The sequence below is a fragment of the Brevundimonas sp. T2-11 genome, from assembly GCF_055397675.1.
Genome location: NZ_AP027920.1, coordinates 2793590 through 2814413 on the forward strand (window position 1 = coordinate 2793590; position 20824 = coordinate 2814413).

Annotated in this window: 18 protein-coding genes; 5 read left to right on the top strand and 13 right to left on the bottom strand. The window is 65.3% G+C overall.

The annotated features are described in order from the left end of the window. Positions 1 to 13 precede the first annotated feature (13 nt). From ACZ5XO_RS13690 to rfbC, 11 genes are all read right to left on the bottom strand, one after another. Complete coding sequence (locus ACZ5XO_RS13690) at positions 14 to 1081, bottom strand: hypothetical protein (protein WP_464162929.1); 1068 nt, start codon at positions 1079 to 1081, stop codon at positions 14 to 16. After that, positions 1078 to 2745: an AMP-binding protein gene (locus ACZ5XO_RS13695; protein WP_464162931.1), complete on the bottom strand. Its 1668-nt coding sequence runs from the start codon at positions 2743 to 2745 to the stop codon at positions 1078 to 1080. The genes ACZ5XO_RS13690 and ACZ5XO_RS13695 overlap by 4 nt, the downstream gene beginning before the upstream one ends. A gap of 19 nt (positions 2746 to 2764) precedes the next feature. After that, positions 2765 to 3859, bottom strand: coding sequence for a hypothetical protein (locus tag ACZ5XO_RS13700; protein ID WP_464162933.1), 1095 nt, complete (start codon positions 3857 to 3859; stop codon positions 2765 to 2767). Then, the gene (locus ACZ5XO_RS13705) at positions 3859 to 4104 is read right to left on the bottom strand and encodes an acyl carrier protein (protein ID WP_464162935.1); all 246 of its coding nucleotides are present in this window, start codon (positions 4102 to 4104) and stop codon (positions 3859 to 3861) included. Before ACZ5XO_RS13705 ends, ACZ5XO_RS13700 begins: the two co-directional genes overlap by 1 nt. A gap of 57 nt (positions 4105 to 4161) precedes the next feature. After that, positions 4162 to 5331 carry a hypothetical protein gene (locus tag ACZ5XO_RS13710; RefSeq protein WP_464162937.1) on the bottom strand — a complete coding sequence of 390 codons (1170 nt, stop codon included), beginning with the start codon at positions 5329 to 5331 and terminating at the stop codon, positions 4162 to 4164. Then, positions 5328 to 7295, bottom strand: coding sequence for a rhamnan synthesis F family protein (locus ACZ5XO_RS13715; protein ID WP_464162938.1), 1968 nt, complete (start codon positions 7293 to 7295; stop codon positions 5328 to 5330). Before ACZ5XO_RS13715 ends, ACZ5XO_RS13710 begins: the two co-directional genes overlap by 4 nt. Positions 7296 to 7433: 138 nt before the next feature. After that, a complete protein-coding gene (locus ACZ5XO_RS13720; protein WP_464162939.1) occupies positions 7434 to 8312 on the bottom strand; it encodes a hypothetical protein in 879 nt (292 codons plus the stop codon). Further along, on the bottom strand, positions 8309 to 8908 hold the full coding sequence (locus tag ACZ5XO_RS13725; protein WP_464162940.1) for an ABC transporter ATP-binding protein: 600 nt from the start codon (positions 8906 to 8908) through the stop codon (positions 8309 to 8311). Before ACZ5XO_RS13725 ends, ACZ5XO_RS13720 begins: the two co-directional genes overlap by 4 nt. An 80-nt stretch (positions 8909 to 8988) precedes the next feature. Next, positions 8989 to 10047, bottom strand: a complete 1059-nt coding sequence (locus tag ACZ5XO_RS13730; RefSeq protein ID WP_464162942.1) for a KpsE/RkpR family capsule polysaccharide export protein — start codon at positions 10045 to 10047, stop codon at positions 8989 to 8991. A 147-nt stretch (positions 10048 to 10194) separates the two neighbouring features. Continuing rightward, the gene (locus ACZ5XO_RS13735; RefSeq protein ID WP_464162944.1) at positions 10195 to 10971 is read right to left on the bottom strand and encodes an ABC transporter permease; all 777 of its coding nucleotides are present in this window, start codon (positions 10969 to 10971) and stop codon (positions 10195 to 10197) included. A 117-nt stretch (positions 10972 to 11088) separates the two neighbouring features. Further along, positions 11089 to 11646, bottom strand: coding sequence for a dTDP-4-dehydrorhamnose 3,5-epimerase (rfbC, locus tag ACZ5XO_RS13740; protein ID WP_464162946.1), 558 nt, complete (start codon positions 11644 to 11646; stop codon positions 11089 to 11091). Positions 11647 to 11867: 221 nt separating this feature from the next. On the opposite strand from rfbC, the gene rfbB reads away from it, so the two are divergent. From rfbB to rfbA, 3 genes are read left to right on the top strand one after another with little or no spacing between them, the layout of a single operon-like run. Beyond that, a complete protein-coding gene (gene rfbB / locus ACZ5XO_RS13745; RefSeq protein ID WP_464162947.1) occupies positions 11868 to 12926 on the top strand; it encodes a dTDP-glucose 4,6-dehydratase in 1059 nt (352 codons plus the stop codon). Further along, positions 12919 to 13821, top strand: coding sequence for a dTDP-4-dehydrorhamnose reductase (gene rfbD, locus ACZ5XO_RS13750; protein WP_464162949.1), 903 nt, complete (start codon positions 12919 to 12921; stop codon positions 13819 to 13821). Before rfbB ends, rfbD begins: the two co-directional genes overlap by 8 nt. Further along, positions 13818 to 14690: a glucose-1-phosphate thymidylyltransferase RfbA gene (gene rfbA / locus ACZ5XO_RS13755; protein WP_464162950.1), complete on the top strand. Its 873-nt coding sequence runs from the start codon at positions 13818 to 13820 to the stop codon at positions 14688 to 14690. Before rfbD ends, rfbA begins: the two co-directional genes overlap by 4 nt. An 11-nt stretch (positions 14691 to 14701) precedes the next feature. On the opposite strand, the gene putA is transcribed toward rfbA, so the two are convergent. Next, entirely contained in the window at positions 14702 to 17818 is a 3117-nt protein-coding gene (gene putA, locus ACZ5XO_RS13760) for a bifunctional proline dehydrogenase/L-glutamate gamma-semialdehyde dehydrogenase PutA (protein ID WP_464162952.1), read from the bottom strand. A 117-nt stretch (positions 17819 to 17935) separates the two neighbouring features. Between putA and ACZ5XO_RS13765 the strand changes: the two genes are divergently transcribed. Continuing rightward, positions 17936 to 18397, top strand: coding sequence for an Lrp/AsnC ligand binding domain-containing protein (locus ACZ5XO_RS13765; protein WP_207823431.1), 462 nt, complete (start codon positions 17936 to 17938; stop codon positions 18395 to 18397). A 74-nt stretch (positions 18398 to 18471) separates the two neighbouring features. Beyond that, complete coding sequence (locus tag ACZ5XO_RS13770) at positions 18472 to 19557, top strand: glycosyltransferase family 4 protein (protein ID WP_464162953.1); 1086 nt, start codon at positions 18472 to 18474, stop codon at positions 19555 to 19557. A gap of 112 nt (positions 19558 to 19669) precedes the next feature. Here ACZ5XO_RS13770 and ACZ5XO_RS13775 read toward each other — a convergent pair whose 3' ends face one another. Beyond that, positions 19670 to 20740 carry a substrate-binding domain-containing protein gene (locus ACZ5XO_RS13775; RefSeq protein ID WP_464162954.1) on the bottom strand — a complete coding sequence of 357 codons (1071 nt, stop codon included), beginning with the start codon at positions 20738 to 20740 and terminating at the stop codon, positions 19670 to 19672. Positions 20741 to 20824 lie beyond the last annotated feature (84 nt).

Below are 20824 nucleotides of genomic sequence, written 5' to 3' on the forward strand. Positions count from 1 at the left end.
GTGGTCGACCGGCTCAACGCACAGCCCCCACCAGGGCGTCACAAACCGCGCTCGCCCCGTCGCCCGCCCGAACGGATCGGGTCAGGAAGGCGTTCTGGCCGCGTCGATCAAAACGACCGGTCGCCACCTGCTCGACAAAGGCGCGCCAGCCTTCCCATCCGTCCAGCAGATCCAGGCCCTTGTACAGGTCGGCGCCTTCCGTCGGGATCAGGGCCACCGGCCGATCCAGCCAGGCCGCATCCAGCGCCACGGTCGAGGGCGTGGTGATCACCGCGCTCAACCTGCGGATGACATCAAAGGCGTCATACCGAACGACATCATCTTCCGGATCGAACATCTGGATGTTCGAGGGCCATCCGCCTTCACCGAAACGCGGCAGCCAGCGACCGCCCGGATGCGGCTTGACGACAAAGCGAACGTCCGGAAAAGCCGCCGCCGTCTGTCGCAGATTGCTCTGGAAAGCCTTGCGGAACCCGTCGTCGTAAAGGTTCCAATGCAGATTCTCGAACACCCCGATCGACACGCCATCCTCGTGCCGGCCATGCGCGACGTCGGGAACAGCGCGCCCTGTGTGGGCCAGACGCGGCCGCAGCGCGGGCGAGCACTGCGCCGGGATATGGTTCTCGGGGAACCACACGCAGACCAGGTCGGCCTCGATCACATAGGGCGTCTGATTGCCGATATCGTGCGAACGCGAGATGCCGACATTATCGAGCCCGTGCTGCATGGTCGCCGTCACCAGCCGCGCCACTCGCGCCCGTCGGATGAACCTCTGGGCCAGGGCGTGTCGGGGATGGTTGGATACGACCGGCGCCAGGGCCAGATCGAAGTCCGCCATGGGCACGTCATCGATCGACGGGCTCGGCAGAAGAATGGCCCCATGCGACCGCGACAGCCGCTCAGCCATATGAGGACGCCCCTGCACGAAGGCCGGGGACAGAAAAGGCGTGAAGACGAGATCGCCGCGCATCTGCGCCCGCAGAATGACCGGAAGGATCGCCTCGACCTCGCCCGGCTGGTCTAGCAGCAGGGAGACGCGGACGCCGCGATCCGAGGCCGGTCGTGCGGGCATGGCGCTCACCGCGCCGCATCCTTCGCCGCCAGATATTTCAAGGCGTTTTCCTTGCGGCTGATCTTGCCGCTGGTGGTCTTGACCAGCCAGCCCGGCTCCACGATCTGGACGGACTGCAAGGTCAGGTCGAGCTGGGAGAAGACGCCTTCCTTCACTGCACGCTTCAACGCCGTCCAGGTCTCCGCCGGACGTTCGGATTCCACGACCACATAGCCCTCTTCGCTCTGGGTGCGATCACTGTACAGAGCGAAGGCCACGGCCCGCCCTGGCTTGACGCCGTCGATGCGATTGACCGCCTCTTCGATATCCGTGGCGTAGTAGTTCTTGCCGTGAACGATCAGCAATTCCTTGCGGCGGCCGCAGATATAGAGCTCGCCGTCGGCGAAGAAGCCCACGTCGCCGGTGGTGTACCAGCCGTCCCGCAAGGCCTCGGCCGTCGCTTCGGGATTGCGATAGTAGCCGGAAAAGAGACTGGCGCCGCGCACCACGATGTCGCCCGTCGTCTGGCTGTTCGCGGTCGCCGACCAGGGCAACCGACCGTCCGCGCCGTCGATGGCCACCTCGAGCCCGGCGATGGGACGCCCATTGCCCACATAGGCGCGCCCGTCGGTCGAGTTCAGCTTCACCCTCTGGTTCCGGTCCAGTTCATCGCCATCGACCCGACAGACCGCGGCCGGTGCTCCGAGTTCGGACTGGGTGACGGCGAATACGGTCTCCGCCATGGCGTAGCAGGCCTGAACGGAAGCGGGCGTCACGCCGCAATCGGCGAACTTCTCCGCGAACTGGACGAAGGTCTCCTCCTTGCAGGGCTCCGAACAGGCGATGAAGGCCCGCATCGACGCCAGATCATAGGTCGAGCCAGACGGACGAAGCCGCGCGATATGATTGAAGGCGAAGTTGGGCATCCAGGTCAGGGTGCCGCGATGACGCTGGATCGCCTCGAGCAGCATGGCCGGCTTCGCCACCCACTCGAAGGCGTCGAGCGAAACGATCGTGGCGCCGCGCGCCAGCGGGATCAGGAAGCTCGAGAGCAGCCCCATGTCGTGATAGAGCGGCAGCCAGCTGACGACGACGTCGCTCGATCGGAAGTCAATCGCCCTGGCGTAGCTCTCGGTCTGGACGGCGATTTCGTCGAAGGTGAGCATCACCCCCTTTTTCAGGCCCGTCGTGCCCGAACTGTGCTGAAGCAGGGCCACCTGGCCGGGCGCGGGAGGCGTGCCCGCTTCGCGCGGCTGAAACTCGGCGATCCGCGCCACGTCCGCCACCTCGGCCTTCAACCCCTCCAGCGCGTCGCGCAGCGGCGCGATATTGTCGGTATAGGTCAGAACCAGGCCGGGATCGACGCGGCGGAACAGCTCCCTGTGGCTCGACCAGTAGAGACCGGCGTCCTGCTTGGGCGTCGGAAAGGGCAGGAAGGACGGCGTCAGCCCGGCGTACATCGCCCCGAGGAAGGTGGAATAGAGCTCGACCTGATGGCGCAGCACGATGAAGACCACCGATCCCGGCTCAAGCCCCAGGGCGTCGAACATGGCGGCGGCCCGCAGAGCCTCGGCGCGCAGGGCGGCATAGGTCTGGGGTCGTGTTTCACCCTGGGCGACAAAATGGACGCCGATCCTGTCGCCGTTCTCGGCGGCATGACGATCCAGGGCATGAAGGAGGGTAGACGCGCTCAAAACAGCACCTTGCTTCACGTCAGCGGAATTTCTGCATGATCTCACGCGCAAAGACCGCGCTGCTATTGGGATAGGCCTCGGCATAGCGGTCCGCCACGCGCCGCGCCGCCGCCGATGCGCTCAAACCGTACAGATGAGGCAGGGCGATCCGCAAAGTCATCCCTCGAGAATCGTCAAACGCCAGGCGATGGAACAGAATAACCGCCGCATGCATCAGCTTTCCACGAGAAATTAGCGCACCGACAATATTGTTCGCCCACCGAAGATAGAACTTCTTAGCCTTGTAGAGACGCACACACGTCAAAATATCTGATACGCTCCTGGTATCACGATATGCTTTGAACGCATGATCAAACAGCGCAAAGGCTACGACCCCGTTTTCAGGGTTCGCCCGTTCGGTTTTCATCTTATGGTCAGCAGCGATGACATCGGCGGACAAATCCGCAGTTGTCCATGTCATCCCCATAGACTGCATAACACGAGGATCCGGCAGGGGACGCATAAGATGGCCGACGCCGGCGTCACGGCTTACGCTGTCAAGGAAGGCGTCAAAGCCTCCTTCGCCCAAGGCCTTATCGAGCGCCGAACCTCGCATCAAGCTGAACAGCCGTGCGAAGACCTTTCCCGTATAGTGCGAATGGCTATAAAATTCAGGACTCGACTGGAACGCTTCCAGGACATAGTCGATGTCCGTTGCGTCACGACCAGCCGCGATAGCGCTCATCTCATTGAAGATGCGATCTTTTCGAACTTCCAGGCGAATCTTACGCGCCGCATCCTCAGTATCCGGAAGATTATTGAGCTCAAACGCTCCCAATCTAATGAACGGCATCTTCACCAGTTCATGATCGACCCCCATCGCAAGCCACTTCTCTGACAGATAGTGTTTGCCCGGCGTCGCCTGGACGATGAAAATCGGCCGTTCGTCAGCTTCCCTTATCCAATCAAGGCCTTGAGTGAGGTCGGTATAGTCCGCCATGGCGCCACCGAAATGGATCGGCCCGTCATACGGAAGCCCCGCGACCTTCACCTCATGCTTCGTCAGCGCCTTCAAGGCCGCGCCCAGAAATTGCGCGTGACAATTGCCCCGGATCAGAATTCGACGCGTTTTCATCAAACAGCAGTCACGCTGGTCTTGCGGGCCACAGCAATCAGATCGCCTACGTTTTCACATTCCATAACCTGAGCGATCGGCAAGGGCCGGCCAATCTCTTCTTCAATAAGAAGAACGAGCTCGGTGTGCGTCAAGGAATCCCACCCATCCACATCCATGGCCACAGTGTCCGACGAGATTTCGCTCGCCGGGACTTTAAATAGGGACGCGATAATCCCCACTATTTTCTGATAGAAATCGTCCATCCGTATCTTTCCAATTCGCGCAGCGTTCTACTTGGCCGCAGCCAGGCGATCGCCTCTTCAGCCCTTAATAGCCGACCTGAGGTCCGACTTCATACGGTTGATCGTACTGGTCAATTCCAGAAACTCGATGCTCGGCAGGATCGCCTGGGCCAGATCCGCCTTGGCTATGGTTTCCGATCGCCAGTTCCGCTTGAGTATGGCGCGCAACCGGTCCGGATCGAAGGGCTTCAGGAACCCCGTCTGCATACGATAGGCGTCCGGCCTCTGCATCAGATCGGCATAGGCGCTCAGCAGGCTGAGGTCGTCATCAAAGGGATGCACCGTTCCCATGATCGCAACCGCATCCTCCATCGACACCGGCGCGTACACGAGCGTCGGCTTGGCGTACATCTCGAGCTCGAGCACAACTGACGACAAGGACGACACAGCGCGGGAACAGCAGCGGATCAGATCCAGCGTCGTCCGGCCGGCCATGGTCTCTCGGGTCAGAAGCTCGAGATTCTCTCCGACCTGCTCCATCAGCGGCGCATAGAGGGGCTCCAGCTTGCGCTGGAGCTCCGCCTGGTGAGGCTTCCAGAGGAAGCGGGTCTCGGGATGACGGCGCACCAGCTGCGCCACCCCCTCATAGAAGAGCCGCCGCTCGACCTCCGAAAAGACCGAACGGTGCAGGTTGGACAGGATCAGCACATAGCCGTCGTCCGTCGCCGGCTTCAGATCATGAAACTGGGGCAGGCCGATGCCGTCCTTGCCGGACCAGCCGACCAGATCGTCGCGGAAATTCCTGGCGGCGGCGCCCTGGGCGGCGTTCGCAAACCCCGATCCCGGGGTTCTGGACACTTCGACAAAGGCCGCGCCCTGCTGGAACAGGCCATGCTGCAGCTCCAGCACCGGCACGCCCAGACGCGAGCAGGCGGTGAAGATCTGCAACCCCTTGAGATGGGCGCGATGCGGGGTGGCCAGGGTGGTCAGGCAGACGGCGAAGTCGTCCAGGCGCAGAAGAACGTCGATCAGATTGCCGATCAACTGCACATTGGCCGGCGTCGCCATCGACAGGGGCGCCAGGGTTTCACCCGGGGCCTCGAAATAGACCGTCCAGTCCACCTCGGGCAGGGCCGTGAAAAGGCTGGCGTACATATCGAGGTGCCAGGGTCCCTGGGCCACCAGCAGAACCCGACGACCGCTCAGCTCACCGGGGCGAAAGGCCCGGGCGTAGGGCGTCGCGATCATGTCGACGCCTCTCGCCCGGCACGTTTCGTCAACCGTCGCCAGGCCCGCTTGAAGCTTCGGCCCGCCCGTCTGAACACAGTCGATGCGCCGCCCCACCGCCCCGTCGTCAGGCGGCGCAGGGCCGCCAGCTCTTCAGCGGTGCGGTTATGAAGCAGACGCAGTTCGCGGTTCTCGGCCACCGCCAGACGGAAGGTTTCCTGAGCGCTTTCAAGCGCCGCCTTGTCGCCCAGCGCCGCTTTCAACTCGGCGCCGGTCTTGGAAATCCGCGCCTTGGCCGTCTTGAGCGAACGCTCCAGGTCTTCATTGGCCAGCTGCAGGACTGCAAGACGACGTTCGGCCTCGCGATCCTTCTCGATCCGGGCTTCGGCTGAGCGGAGGGCGGTCCATGCAGAGGCCGCCAGCGCCTGGGCCGCATTGCCCGAAGAGATCATTCGCCAGGCCAGTTTCCCGCGCGCGGCCAGCAAGGTCGGCAGCAGCCGGTTGAACTGGTCCCCCAGATCGAGCGCGTCGCCGCCCTTGACGGTCTCATAGGCGCCGGCAAGCCCCGCGAGGGCCTCGCCTCGCATCCAGAAGATCGCGTGCGGCGCATGGAAGCTGGCCGCTTCACCCGGCCCCTTCACCCCCAGGGCGGCCGCCATCCGGCTGACCTCGTGCCTGTTCTTCAGCCAGAAGGCGTCGTCGCCCGCGTCGAGGTAGGGACTGGAGGGCGACATCACCATGTCGACGGCGACGTCTTCAAACTGTTGCGCCACGGCGTTCAAAACACTGTCTCCGCCGACCAGGTTGTCGACGTAGAAGGAGAGGCGATTATCCAGCCAGGCGTTCATCCGCCGGCCGCCCGAGAAATCGCCGAGCGAAAGGACCAGGTCGAACTGGCGGAAATCCACTTCGTCGGCCCACGCAAACAGCCCCTCGAGGGTGGAGGCAGGTGCGCCGACGCGGACGAGGGTCGCCTCGCCCGGCCAGACCTGCCCGACCTCCGCCGCCAGGGCTTCGGAAGGCGCACGCACATGGATCGTGACTCCGCTTCGCGCGATCACGGTCGAAAGGGCCTGCGCAAGACCTTCCAGGGACGCTGCATCGACCAGGTTCACGAACAGGCCGACCCGCCCCAGGGACAGGGCCTTGCCGACGGCTTGCGGCGCCGCGACCGTGATGGTCTGAAGATTGGCGGCGATCACGGTCGGCGAGGTGCTGCGCACCAGATGGTCCACGATCAGGCCGGCGTCATAGTCGGTATGCTGCCGAACATAATCCAGCGTCCGCGCCGGATAGGGCGCCTCGCGGTGACGCAGGCTCTCCAGGGGGAAGGTGAAGGCCCGATACTTCAGCGTCGGGCAACCGTCCGCCGCCTGCTGGATCGGCGAGGCGATCGTAACATTGCCGAACTCCCCGACCTCGGTCGGGAAGGCGACTTCCCAGGAAAAGCCCCTGGCGGCGAAATAGGCGGTGAACGCCTTTTCGTGATGCTCGATCGAGTCGTCGATCGACACGATGGGGGGCATGGCGGCCCAGTAATCCGCGAACGCCTGGCTGCCCGTCAGCCGCGATCGCGCGGCGATGAAATAGGACTGGACGAAGTTCTGCCGGGTGTCCTTGAAGTCCGTCACGCCCCAGAAGTCGACGCCCGACGCATCCATGCGCTCGAACATGGCGCCGAGGTCCGCCAGGGGGGCGTAGAAGGTGTAGTTCAGCAGGACGAACTCATCATAGGCGGCGATGGCCTCCACGCCGAGACGATCAACGGCGTACTTGTAGCCGCCGACGTCATACCCCTTGTTTTCCCGATACCAGACCTCGTCCGCAGCCTCGGCCAGAGCGTCCTGTCCGGTGCGGTCGACCTGTCCGTTCACGACCACGATCAGGGTTTCAAAATGGGGACGCAGCGCGGCCAGAGACACCTTCACATAGTCGTGGACGATCTCCTGGGGATCCCAGAACAGAAAGACGCCGAGACGTCGCACCGTGCGTCGCACATCGCCTACGGCCGCAGCGCTCTCGGCGACCGATGACGCGCCCTGCTTCGCTCGAGACTGCCTCACCATACCGAAAACTCTCCGCCCTGCTGCCTCGCCCGAACCGCATCGCGGCCCGCCTGCGCCCTAGTGCGCCAGATAAGCGACATCCGCGCTCACGAACTCGAAAGACCCGAGGAAATGCGCCGCCGCGGCCCACACCCGCAGCTCTGCAGCGACAGGTTGTTCCCATCGCTTGGTCAGCTCGACTTCATAAAGGCCGGCTGCGTCGAGTTGAAGCTCAAGAGTTTCAAAATCTTCGACGGCGCCCCACTCGAACTTCAGCGGAGATTCGCGCCCTTCCGGATCGAGATGGAAACGCAACCGCACGCGCCATTCTCCCGCCGGCAGCGAGAAACGCGGACCGTGGAACAGGACACGGGCGCGCCCCGTCAGATCGATATGGGGCGGCGCGACCCGCGATCGCGGCGTGGTCCGATAGTTGAACAGGTCCCACGGCCAGACGGTCTGATGTCCCGGTTGAGGCCCCTCCCCCGCGAACATGTCCAGCGGCGCGGGATCGAGCACCCCGGCCGGGGCCACTTCGGTCACCGGTTGGATCAGGACCTGGCCGATCAAGGGCAGGTCGGCGGAAGCAGCCGACGCCTGGACGACAGCCGCGCCCCGTCGCGCCAGGGTCGTCGCCGCCGCCAGACGCTCCGCGGCCACGGCATAGGCCTTGATCTTCTTGTCCGGGTAATGCGCGGCCATGGCCGCGCAGATGTCTTCCAGAGGTTCCGTGACGACCACGCAGGCGTCCAGATGCGGCGCCATGGCCAGAGCCTGCGCCCCGTCGCGGAGCAGTATGATCTGGCTCTGGGCAGGCGCGTCGCCTTCGAGCGAGACGTCCGTCCCCTTGACCAGGCCCCAGCCCAGCCGGCGCGCCGCGCCCTTGAGACCGATACGCCAGGCCGAGCCCCGGGATGAAGGCATCTGCAGGACGCCCACTCGAACAGTCTTGCTCACGCAGCCCTCAGCCAGGTGTAGATATCGATGGCCTCGTGGATGTCGGTGAACATCTTGGCGCGCCCGCCCTCGATAATGAGCGCACGATCGCAGACCCGGCCCACCGTCCTCATGTCGTGCGACGCCATGATGAAGGCGCGCTGGGCGCGGCGTTCGAACAATTCCTCATTGCACTTGCGCTGGAAGCGGGCGTCGCCGACCGCGACCAGTTCATCGATCAAATAGCAGTCGAAGTCGATGGCCAGGGACAGGCCGAAGGCCAGACGCGCCCGCATGCCCGAGGAATAGTGCTTCACCGGCATGGCCATCTTCGAGCCCAGCTCGGCGAAGCCGTCGACCAGCCCCATCAGCTCCTTGAAGTCGCGCTGATAGACACGCGCCAGGAAGCGGACGTTGTCCACGCCCGTCAGGCTGCCCTGAAACGCGCCGCTGAAGCCGATCGGCCACGAGTTCGTCATGCGCCAGTTGACCCGGCCCTCGGAGGGCGCGAGCGCGCCCCCGAGGATCTTGATCATCGTCGACTTGCCCTGGCCGTTACGCCCCAGAATGGCGAGCCGGTCGGACCGACCGACCGTGAAGTTGAGATTGCGGAACAAGGGCGGCGCGCTGGCGGAGCGAGCATAAGTCTTCCCGAGATTGGAAACCTCGAGCCCGATGTCCTCCGTTGAGAACGACGTCAAAGTTGCCGGTGCTCCCTCAGGCCCGCCCACACGAGGCCGCCCACGCCGTACAGCAACAGCATGGTGACCAGGACCGCCAGAATGCCTCGCCAGCGACGAGGTTCCGTCGCCTTGTCCGGAAGATTCGGATTCACCACCCGTTCCAGATAGAGCTTCTGGCGGCGCGCCGAGTCGCGAGCGGCGTCTCGCGCCGTGCTGGCCGCGCTCAGGGCGCGGTCGGCCAGGGTCCGTTCCAGCATCAGCGCCTCATATCCGCTGACCTTGGTCGCCAGGGAGTCGGCATTGCCCGCCACCTTGCCGCGCTCGATCGTCAGTTGCTGTTCATAGGCGCGAATACGTGCGTCGAGCGCCGGCAACTGGGGACTTTGCGGCGCCTGGCTCGCGATCAGGGCCCGCTCGGCGCGCAGGCCCGCGAGGGTGCCCTGCAGCTCGGCCAGCAGGGCCGACCCCTCCTGGGCCGAGGCTTCCGGGTCGAGCATGCTCTCGCGATTGCGATAGGTGGTCAGACGCTGCTGAATGTCGGAAAGGCGTTGCTCAGCCTCCAGGACATTGCGCTCGGCGTCTTCGACGTCCTGGGCCGCGGCCCGATCATTGAGCCGGTTGACCAGGGTCTCGCCGCTGTCCAGCAGGGCGCTGGCGATCGCCTGGGAGTCGCGCGGCGTGAACGCCTGGACGCGCAGGGTGCTGATGCCGGTCGCGGTGTCATAACCCACCGTCACGCGACGCTGGAACGCCTTGTAGAGATCTTCCTGGGTCTGCCCCTGCCCGGGCGCCGGAAAGCGCGAGAAAATATCCACGCCTGGTCGCGACAGCATGGCCTTCACGTCCAGCCTCGGCTGGAGCGTGCTGAGCGCATCGCGTGAGCGGATGTATTCATGAACGGCGAACGAGTCTGTGCCGTTCGTCGATATCCCGACCCCCTGAAGCGCAACGCCAAGACCGGAAGGCTGCTGCTTCGACGCCGTCTGGACGACGAAATGCGCTTCCGACACATAGCGCGGGGAGGCGATGAAGAGCAGGTAGATCGCCGCCACCAGCGTCGGCAGCAGGACCACGACCCCGAACGAGATCGCCGCGGGCCCCAGGATGAAAGGCGTCTTTATGGCCCGCACCGGTTCACCCGGCGTCGGTCCGCCCAGAAACGTAACGCGAGAGTCGCTCATTCAGTCATTCCCCGCCCATGGCTCAGGCGCATTTGAGGGCTAGTCGGCATCAATATGTTCCTTGGCTCTCGAAATCATGATCAAGCCCAGGACGGTAAGCAGCCCCCCCCAGAAAAGGGGATAGAGCGGGTCGTAGTGAGTTTCAACGAACTCGCCGAAAACGCCCGCCCGCATCATCTCGACAGGATGGGGGATGGGAACGGCGAGATAGATCGCCCGATAGGTCGGCGGCAACCAGGCCGCCATGCTGAACGCGCCGGAAAACGGCAGGATCGCATACATCAGAACCGGCACGATGCGCTCGATCACGTCGAACTCCATCGCCAGGGCGCTGACCACCAGCGCAATGCCGACGGACAGGACAAACAAGGACATCCAGCCATAGTAGAGAAGCAGGGGATCGGCCGGCCAACCGACCTGGCCAAAGGCCACCAGGACCAGGTAGACGATCAGGAAGGCCAGGGTCGTCCCGCCCAACTCCAGCAGGAAGCGCGCCATATAGACGTGCAGGATCTTGATCTTCTGGTGGAACAGAAGCCCCAGGTTCCCTGAAACCGCCCCCATGGAATAGCTGATCATGTGGCGGAACATGATCAGGGCCATGTAGCCGGTCATGACAAAGGGCGCGAGGCGTATGCCGTGCTGATAGGGCGCCTTGATGAAGGACCAGAGCAGGATGACCGCGCCGGTGAACAGCAGAGGCTCGCCGACCAACCAGAGGAAACCCAGGCCGCGCCGCCCATAGCGCGTGATGATCTCCCGCAACATGAGGGAGATCACGATCGTGGCGTGCCGGGAAATCGGTTCGAAAATCATCACCTTGCCGCCTTCACGCCGCCGGAACCCACATCCTTGCAGGCGAGCGCGCCAGGGTTGTTCTCAATCTCGAGCATAGACTCTGAGCACGCCATTCAGCAACGGCGAAGCCGGGGATCAGGCCTGAAGAGGAAGAAGCGGACGCCCGTCATAGGCGAAGTCCACGTCCAGCCCATCCAGGCCCGGGAGGACGGCGTCCTTGTCGGACAGCACCGCGCCGTCGGCCGGCAGAGGCCAGTCGATGCCCACGGTCGGATCGTTCCAGCGCACGCCGCCATCGCAATCCGGCGCGTAGACGTCCGTCACCTTGTAGGCGATCTCGACATCAGGTTCGAGCGTCACGAAGGCATGTCCGAAGCCCACCGGAATATATAGCTGCTCGCCCCCTTCAGCCGTCAGTCGCGCCGACACCCAACGCCCGAACGTCGGCGACTGGCGCCGGAGGTCCACCGCATAATCGATCAGGGAACCGCGCACGCACCGCACGAGTTTGGCTTGAGCGTGGGGCGGCCGCTGGAAGTGAATCCCCCGCACCGTTCCCGTCTGACGCGAGAAGGACTGATTATCCTGAACAAAGGTTTCGTTCACCCCGTGCTTCGCCATCGCCGCTTGCGAATAGGTTTCGGAAAACCAGCCGCGGGCGTCCGCAAAGCGGCGAGGCGTCACCAGAAACACAGGTGATTCAGTCATGAGGCGGAGTCTCGTATAGTCACGCTTGAAAGCGAGCCATGCGGCTTGGAAGGGTCGAGGCCCTTCTAGGGTTGCCGACCGACGACGGCAAGACGACACCTTGACGACAGGCCACTAAGCGGTTGCGAAACCTCTGATCTTTGCTCAAAACCCTCTCAGACCGGTCGTTCCTTCCTGATCCACGATCGTCCAAACAGCGAGTTTCAATGAGAATTCTGGTCACCGGCGGAGCCGGCTTTATCGGCTCGGCGCTAGTGCGGCGATTGATCGAACACAGCGATCACGAGGTGCTGGTTTTCGACAAGCTGACCTATGCCGGCCTGCTCAGCTCGCTTGAGCCCGCAGCGGGGAGCAACCGCTACAGCTTCGTCCAGGCCGACATCTGCGACGCCGAGGCTGTCGCCCGCGTCCTGCAGGATTTCCAGCCGGACATCGTCGCCCACCTCGCCGCTGAAAGCCATGTCGATCGTTCGATCGACGGACCCGGCGAGTTCGTGCAGACCAACCTCGTCGGCACCTTCGTCATGCTCAATCAGACCCTGGGTTACTGGCGCGGTCTGCCCGAGACCCGCAAGGCGGCCTTCCGCTTCCATCACATCTCGACGGACGAGGTGTTCGGTTCGCTGGGCGAGGACGGCTTCTTCACCGAGACGACCCCCTACGACCCCCGCTCGCCCTATTCGGCGTCGAAGGCGGGCTCGGACCATCTGGTGCGCGCCTGGGGCCACACCTATGGCCTGCCGGTGCTGGTGACCAACTGCTCGAACAACTACGGCCCCTACCATTTCCCCGAAAAGCTGATCCCGCTGATCATCATTCGCGCCCTGAACGGCGAACCCCTGCCCGTCTACGGCGACGGCAGCAATGTCCGGGACTGGCTGTTCGTCGACGACCACGCGCGCGCGCTGCAGGCCGTCTTCGAAAAAGGCCGCCCGGGTCAGACTTATAACGTCGGCGGCAACGCCGAACGGAAGAACATCGACGTGGTGAAGGCGATCTGCGCCATCCTCGACCAGCTGCGCCCCCGCGCCGATGGCCAGGCCTACGCCAAGCAGATCACCTACGTCGCCGACCGTCCCGGCCACGATCAGCGCTACGCCATCGACGCCTCCAAGATCAGCGCCGACCTGGATTGGGCGCCCTCGGTGACCTTCGAGGAGGGCATCGCCCGCACCGTGCGCTGGTATCTGGAGAACCAGACCTGGTGGCAGGACATCCTGGACGCCCGCTATGCGACCCAGCGCCTCGGCGTCGCCAATGGCTGATCCACGCCACATCCTCGTGACAGGCGGCGCGGGGCAGGTCGGGCTGGAGGTGGCCGCAGCCGACTGGCCTGCGGACATCGTCCTGCATACGCCGACACGGGCCGATCTGGACCTGGCCAGCATCGAATCCGTGCGGGCGGCCTTTGCCAGAACCCCCTTCGCCGCGGTCATCAACTCGGGCGCCTACACCGCCGTGGACAAGGCGGAGACGGACGTGGCCGCGGCCTTCGCCGCGAACGCCATGGGCCCCGCCGTCCTGGCCGAGGTGACGCGCGAGGCCGACGTTCCCCTGATCCAGGTTTCGACCGACTATGTCTTCGACGGCTCGGGCGACGCCTTCTACGCCGAGGATGATCCCGTAGGACCGCTCGGCGTCTACGGCGCCTCCAAGCTGGCAGGCGAGCTGGCGGTTCGCACCGGCAACCCCCGCTCGGTCGTCCTGCGCACCGCCTGGGTGCTGAGCGTCCACCGCGCCAACTTCCTCAAGACCATGCTGCGTCTCGCCGCCGACAGACCGACCCTCAGGGTCGTGGACGACCAGCACGGTTGCCCGACCTCGGCGCGAGACATCGCCGCCGCCTTGCAGACCATCGCCTTGCGAATGATCGAGGACGACCAGGCGCCCGTCGGCGTCTTCCATTTCGTCAACGCCGGCGAAACCAGCTGGGCCGGCCTCGCCCGGGAAATCTTCGCCCGCAGCGCGGCGACGGGCGGCCCCTCGGCCGCTGTCGAGGGCATCGCCACCGCCGAATATCCCACCCCCGCCAGACGCCCGGCCAATTCCCGCCTGCTGACGACTCGGCTGGCCCGCGACTATGGCGTCGCTCCCCGCGCCTGGCAGGAGGCCGTCGCCGAGATCGTTTCCGAACTCAATGCCGAAAGGACCCCCGCATGAAGGGCATCATCCTCGCCGGCGGATCGGGCACGCGCCTGCATCCCATGACGCTCGTGACCTCCAAGCAGCTGATGCCGGTCTACGACAAGCCCATGATCTACTACCCGCTGTCGACCCTGATGCTGGCCGGCATTCGTGAGGTTCTGATCATCTCGACCCCGCGGGACACGCCCAACTTCCAGGCCCTGCTCGGCGACGGCTCGCAATGGGGCATGGAGATTCAGTATGCGGTCCAGCCCAGCCCTGACGGCCTGGCCCAAGCCTACATCATCGGCGCCGAATTCGTGGGCGACAACCCCTCCGCCCTGATCCTGGGCGACAACATCTATTACGGTCACGGCATCACCGAACTCTTCACCAGCGCCATGCAGCGCCAGGAAGGAGCGACGGTCTTCGCCTATCACGTCAACGACCCCGAACGTTACGGCGTGGTCGAATTCGATGCGGGCATGCGCGCCCTGTCCATCGAGGAGAAACCGGCGACGCCCAAGTCCAACTGGGCGGTTACGGGCCTCTATTTTTACGACGGCGACGTGGTCGACATCGCACGCAGCCTCAAGCCGTCTCCGCGCGGCGAGCTGGAGATCACCGACGTCAACCGGGCCTATCTTGAACGCGGCAAGCTGTCGGTCGAGATCATGGGTCGCGGCTACGCCTGGCTGGACACGGGCACGCCCGACAGCCTGGTCGAGGCCGCCGAGTTCGTCCGGGTCCTTGAGAAGCGCCAGGGCTTCAAGATCGCCTGCCCCGAGGAGATCGCCTTCACCAAGGGCTTCATCGACGCCGACCAATTGGAAGGCCTGACCGCGGCGCTCGGCAAGAGCGCCTACGGCCAGTATCTTCGCGGCGTGATGCGAAGCGCGCTCTAGGCGCGCTTCACTTACAGGTTCAACAGAGCCGGATCGCCGCCCTGGGCCGCGATGTTGACGCTGATGGCCTTTTCCGCCGCGTAGCGGATCAGGCTGTTGGGACCGCCGGCTTTCGGGCCGGTGCCGGACAGGCCCTCGCCGCCGAAGGGCTGGACGCCGACCACGGCGCCGATGATCGAGCGGTTCACATAGACATTGCCCGCCGGGACCAGACGCACGACTTCGTCGGCGAAGGCCTCGATGCGGCTGTGGACGCCCAGGGTCAGGCCATAGCCGCGCGCGGCCAGGCTGGCGGCGACCGACTTCAGGTCCTTCGAGTCATAGCGATAGACGTGCAGGATCGGGCCGAAGACCTCGCGCTCGAGGAAGTCGGGCGTCGGGATCTCAGCGATGGTCGGAGCGAACAGGTCGCCCTTGTCCGCACCGGGGGCCAGTTCGGCGCGGGCGACGATCCTGGCTTCTTTCGACAGGCGCGCGACGTGAGCTTCCAGGTTGGCGCGGCTCTCGGCGTCGATGACGGGGCCGATGTCGGTCTTGCTGTCGGTCGGGTCGCCCAGAACCTGGGTCGCCAGTGCGCCCTTGAGGCCCTCGATCAGGGCGTCGGCGGCTTCCTTGGGCGCATAGAGGATGCGCAGGGCCGAGCAACGCTGGCCGGCCGAGCCGAAGGCCGACAGGATGACGTCGTCGATGACCTGTTCCTTCAGCGCCGTGGTGTCCACGAACATGGCGTTCAGGCCGCCGGTCTCGGCGATGAAGGGGATGATGGCGCCGGGGCGCGCGGCCAGGCCGCGGTTGATGGCGCTGGCGGTGTCGGTGCCGCCAGTGAAGGCCACGCCGTCAATGCCCGGATGAGCCGTCAGGGCCGCGCCGACGATCTCGCCGCGACCGGGGACCAGAGCCAGCAGATCGGGGTTCAGGCCCGCCTTGAAGAACAGGCGGACGGCCTCGGCGGCGATCAGCGGGGTCTGTTCGGCGGGCTTGGCCACCACGGCGTTGCCGGCGGCCAGGGCGGCGGCGATCTGGCCGGTGAAGATGGCCAGGGGGAAGTTCCACGGGCTGATGGCGGCGAAGACGCCGCGGCCGTGCAGGACCAGTTCATTGGTCTCGCCGGTCGGGCCCTTCAGGGTCTGGCGACCGCCGAAGTCGCGCTCGGCCAGCAGGGCGTAGTAGCGGCAGAAGTCGGCGGCTTCGCGCACCTCGGCCACGCCGTCGTTCAGCGTCTTGCCCGCCTCACGCGACAAGAGGGCGACCAGACGGTCCATATCGGCTTCCAGCACGTCGGCCATGGCGCGCAGGACGGGGGCGCGACCCGCCCCGCCGATGCGGTCCCAGGCGACCTGGGCCTCGGCGGCCGCGTTGACGGCGGCGTCCACGTCCTCGACCGAGGCTTCGGACACATGGCCCAGGACCTGCGAGCGGTCGAAGGGATTGGTCACGTCCTGCGCATTGACGCCGGCGCGCAACTTGCCGCCGATGATGGGGCCGGACGTCAGCTTCTCGCTGTCGACGCGCTCCAGAGCCTTGGCGTGGCGCTCACGGTCGGCGGCCTGCGAATAGTCGCGGCCGAGGGAGTTCTGGCGATCGCCGTAGATGTTCATGGGAACCGGAATCCTGGGGTGACGGTCGGGCTGGGCCTCGACGGCGGTGATGGGGTCGGCGGCGACGGCGGCCGCCGGAACGCGCTCGTCCAGCAGGGCGTGGACGAAGGAGGAGTTGGCGCCGTTTTCCAGCAGGCGGCGCACCAGATAGGGCAGCAGTTCTTCGTGGCCGCCGACGGGGGCGTAGGCGCGGACGATAACCTTTTCGTCGGCCCAGGCCTCGTGCGCGGCGTCATAGAGGGCCTCGCCCATGCCGTGCAGACGCTGGTGCTCGATGGTCACGTTGCGGTCGCGGGCCATGCGGCGCACGGCGGCCAGGGTGTGGGCGTTGTGGGTGGCGAACTGGGCGTAGATGTATGGCGAGGCCTCGATCAGGGCCTTGGCGCAGACCAGATAGTTCAGATCGGTCGCCGGCTTGGTCGTGAAGACCGGATAGTCGGTTCGGCCGTTGACCTGGGCCAGCTTGATCTCGGTGTCCCAATAGGCGCCCTTGACCAGACGCACCATCAGGCGGCGGCCCGAGGATTTCGCCAGCTCGGCCAGCTTCTGCACCGTCTCGGTCGTGCGCTTCTGATAGGCCTGGACAGCCAGGCCCAGGCCCTTCCAGTCGCCCAGCGCCGGCTCGCGGGCCAGCCGCTCCAGCAGCTTCAGCGACAGGGCCAGACGGTCGGCTTCCTCGGCGTCGATGGTGTAGTTGATGTCGTATTTGGCGGCGATCAGGGCCAGACGCAGGATGCGAGGATAGAGCTCCTCCCAGACGCGGTCTTCCTGCACCGCCTGATAGCGGGGCGACAGGGCCGACAGCTTGACCGAAACGCCGTGGCCGGCTTCCGGGCCCTGACCCTTGGCGGTCTTGCCCACGGCCTCGATGGCGTCAGCGTAGATCTTCTCATAGCGCTCGGCGTCGGCGGTCGTGCGGGCGCCCTCGCCCAGCATGTCGAAGCTGCACAGCCAGCCTTCGCGGTCCGAGCGCTTGAGCGCGGCCTCGATGGTGCGGCCGACGACGAACTGCTCTCCCATGATCTTGACGGCGGTGGCCACGGCCTGACGGATGACCGGCTCGCCCAGACGCCCGGCGATACGCTTGAGGAAGCCCGACAGGTCGGTTTTCGCTTCCTCGTCCACGTCGACCAGCTTGCCGGTCAGCATCAGGCCCCAGGTCGAGGCGTTGACGAACAGGCTGTCCGACTGGCCCATGTGCGAGGCCCAGTCGGCCGAGCCGATCTTCTCGGCGATCAGGCGGTCGCGGGTGTCGGCGTCGGGGGTGCGCAACAGGGCCTCGGCCAGACACATCAGGGCCAGACCCTCGCGGGTGCCCAGCGAAAACTCCTGCAGGAAGCTCTCGACCACGCCCTGCTTCTTCTGGCTGGCGCGAGCCTGATCGACCAGGGCGATGGCGTCGCGCAGCACGGCGGCGCGCTCGACCGTGGTCAGGCCGGGATTGGCCAGCAGTTCGGCGACCACGGCGCCCTCGTCGCGGAACTTGTTCCGGTCAAGATCGTCCCAGTGCTTCAGGTCGTTCGGCGTCATTATCTCACCCTGGGATCAAACCCTTCGATTTGCGGCATATATGGCGGACTTGGCCGAATGTGCATTGTATGATGGCGACCTGAACCAGAGATTATTCGGCAATCAGGCTCATTCGCCATGCAAATTCTTGACGACACCGACCGCCGTTTGCTGCGCGTGCTGCAGATCGACGGCCGCATCTCCAACGCGGAACTGGCGCGAAGGTGCAATCTGTCGCCCGCCGCCTGCTTCGAACGTGTCAAGCGACTGAAGGACCGCAAGGTCATCACCGGCTACGCCGCCCTGATCGACCCGGCCTCGGCCGACCGCGCCCTGCTGATCTTCATCGAGGTGCTGCTGGACCGGACGACAGGCGACGTCTTCGACGCCTTCGCCGACGCCGTACGCCGCCAGCCCGAGGTTCTGGAGTGCCATATGGTCGCCGGCGGCTTCGACTATCTGATCAAGGCGCGCGTCGCCGACATGGACGCCTATCGCGTCTTCCTCGGCGATATTCTGGTGCGCATGCCCGGCGTGCGCGAGACGCGGACCTATGCCGTTCTCGAAGAGGTGAAGTCGACGACGGTCCTGCCGCTCTAAACCCGTCTCGCCTTCGTCATCTTAACCGTCTAGAACTTCCGGCTCAGCGAAACGGCCCGGGCCCACTCGACTTCATGCGCATTGTTCTGGTCACCGACGCCTGGGAGCCCCAGGTCAACGGCGTCGTCCGCACCCTGACCCGCACCGTGGCCGAGTGCCGCGCCATGGGCCATGAGGTCGAGGTCATCGAACCCAGCCAGTTCAAGACCATCCCCTGCCCCACCTATCCCGAGATCCGGCTGGCCCTGGGCGCGGAAGAAGAGATTCGCGAACGCCTGCGCGCCTTCGAACCCGAAGCCGTCCATATCGCCACCGAAGGCCCGCTGGGCATCGCCACGCGCCGTATCTGCGTGGAGTGGAAGCTGCCGTTCACGACCAGTTATCACACCAAGTTCCCGGAATACGTCTCGGCCCGCTTCCCGATCCCGGTCCAGGTCGGCTACGCCTACATGAAGTGGTTCCACAAGCCGTCGGGGCGTCTGATGGTGGCCACGCCCACCCTGCGCGACGAACTGGTCGAGCACGGCTTCCGCAACGTCTCGCCGTGGACGCGCGGCGTGGACACCGAGCTGTTCCGTCCCGATCTGGAGCCCATCTACAAGGAGATGGGCGGCGAGAACTGGCCCCGCCCCTTCTTCCTCAATGTCGGCCGCGTGGCGGTCGAGAAGAACATCGAGACCTTCCTCGAACTGGACCTGCCAGGCACCAAGATCGTGGTCGGCGACGGCCCCGCCCGCGCCGAACTGGAAGAAAAATACCCCGAGGCCAAGTTCCTCGGCGCGAAGTTCGGCGAAGATCTGGCCCGCTGCTTCGCCGACGCCGATGTCTTCGTCTTCCCCAGCTGGACGGACACCTTCGGCCTGGTGATTCTGGAAGCCATGGGCGCCGGCACTCCGGTCGCGGCCTATCCGGCCCACGGCCCGATCGACATCATTCCGGGCTCTGGCGCGGGCTTTATCGACGACGATCTGAAGACCGCCTGCCTCAAGGCTCTGGAGCTGGATCGCAAGGACGTGCGCGCCTATGCGGAAAAATTCAGCTGGCGCGCCTCGGCAGAACAGTTCGTCGAGAACCTGCAACCATATCCCGAGCCTGCGCGCGGCCGCTTTTGGCGGCGCCTGCGCCGCATCGCCCGGCTGAGGCGCAAGGCGGCGGCCTAGACCCCCTCTTCCCCGGCACGGACCACCATCGTCATCCTCGGGCTGGAAAGAACAAGAGCGCCGCAGTCTTTCGACCACGGCGCTCTCATTCTATCGGGCGACTTGAGCGTCCTTAGTTCGGACGAGCCATCGACGTCATGGCTGCGGCCTTGGCGCGTTCGGCGGTCAGCTGGTCGGCGGGCAGCGGCACCAGGCCGCGGTCCTGCAGGTAGCCGCCACGACCGGCGGCGCCTTCCGACATGAACTCCTGGACGAACTGCTCCAGACCCGGCGTCACGCCCACGTGGGCCTTCTTGACGTAGATGTAGAGGCTGCGCGCCAGCGGATAGGTGCCGTCGGCGATGGTCTCGGCCGAGGGGGCGACGCCGTCGATGGTCTCGGCCTTCACCGTATCCATGTTCTGCTCCAGGAAGGAGAAGCCGAACACGCCCAGCGAACCCGGCGTGCGGGTCAGGGTCTGGACGATGGCGTTGTCGTTCTCGCCCGAGTCGACCCAGGCGCCGTCTTCACGCAGGGTGTGGGTCAGGGTCTCGAAGCGCGTCTTGTCGCTCTTCAGCGCAGCCACCGCCGGAACGAGCTCGCCGCCCGGGGCCATGCCCAGTTCCAGGAAGGCGTCGCGCGTGCCCGAGGTCGGCGGCGGACCGTAGACCTGGATGCGCTGGTTCGGCAGGCCCTTGTTGACGTCGTTCCACGTCTTGGCCGGGTTGGCGACGAAGGCGCCGTTCGGGCCGGGCACCTCCTTGGCCAGACCCTCATAGAGGTCGTTCAGCTCGAAGTTGAAGCTGTTGCCGGTGCGAGCGGTGGCGATGACGATGCCGTCAAAGCCGATCTTGATCTCGACGATGTCGGTGACGCCGTTGGCGACGCAGCGATCGAACTCGCTCTGCTTCATCGGACGCGAGGCGTTGGCGATGTCCGGGGTCGAGGGGCCGACGCCGGCGCAGAAAGCCTGGATGCCGCCGCCGGTGCCCAGCGACTCGATGCGCGGGGCCGCGGTGTTGCCCGAGGTGCGGGCGAAGTTCTCGGCCGCGCGCGTGGCGAAGGGGAAGACGGTCGAGGAACCTGCGGCCCAGATGCCCGCGCGGGCCTTCTGGCTGCCGGGCGCTCCGCCCTCGTTATTGCCGCAAGCCGCCAGGGCCAGAAGCGCCGCCGCAGAGGCGGTGATTTTCAGGGAACGGATCATTGGCCGGACCTCTCCAGACGTCAGTTGGCGACGCTTAGAGCAGCGAAGTGTGACGGTCCGGCCAGACCTTTGTGACAGTCAGGG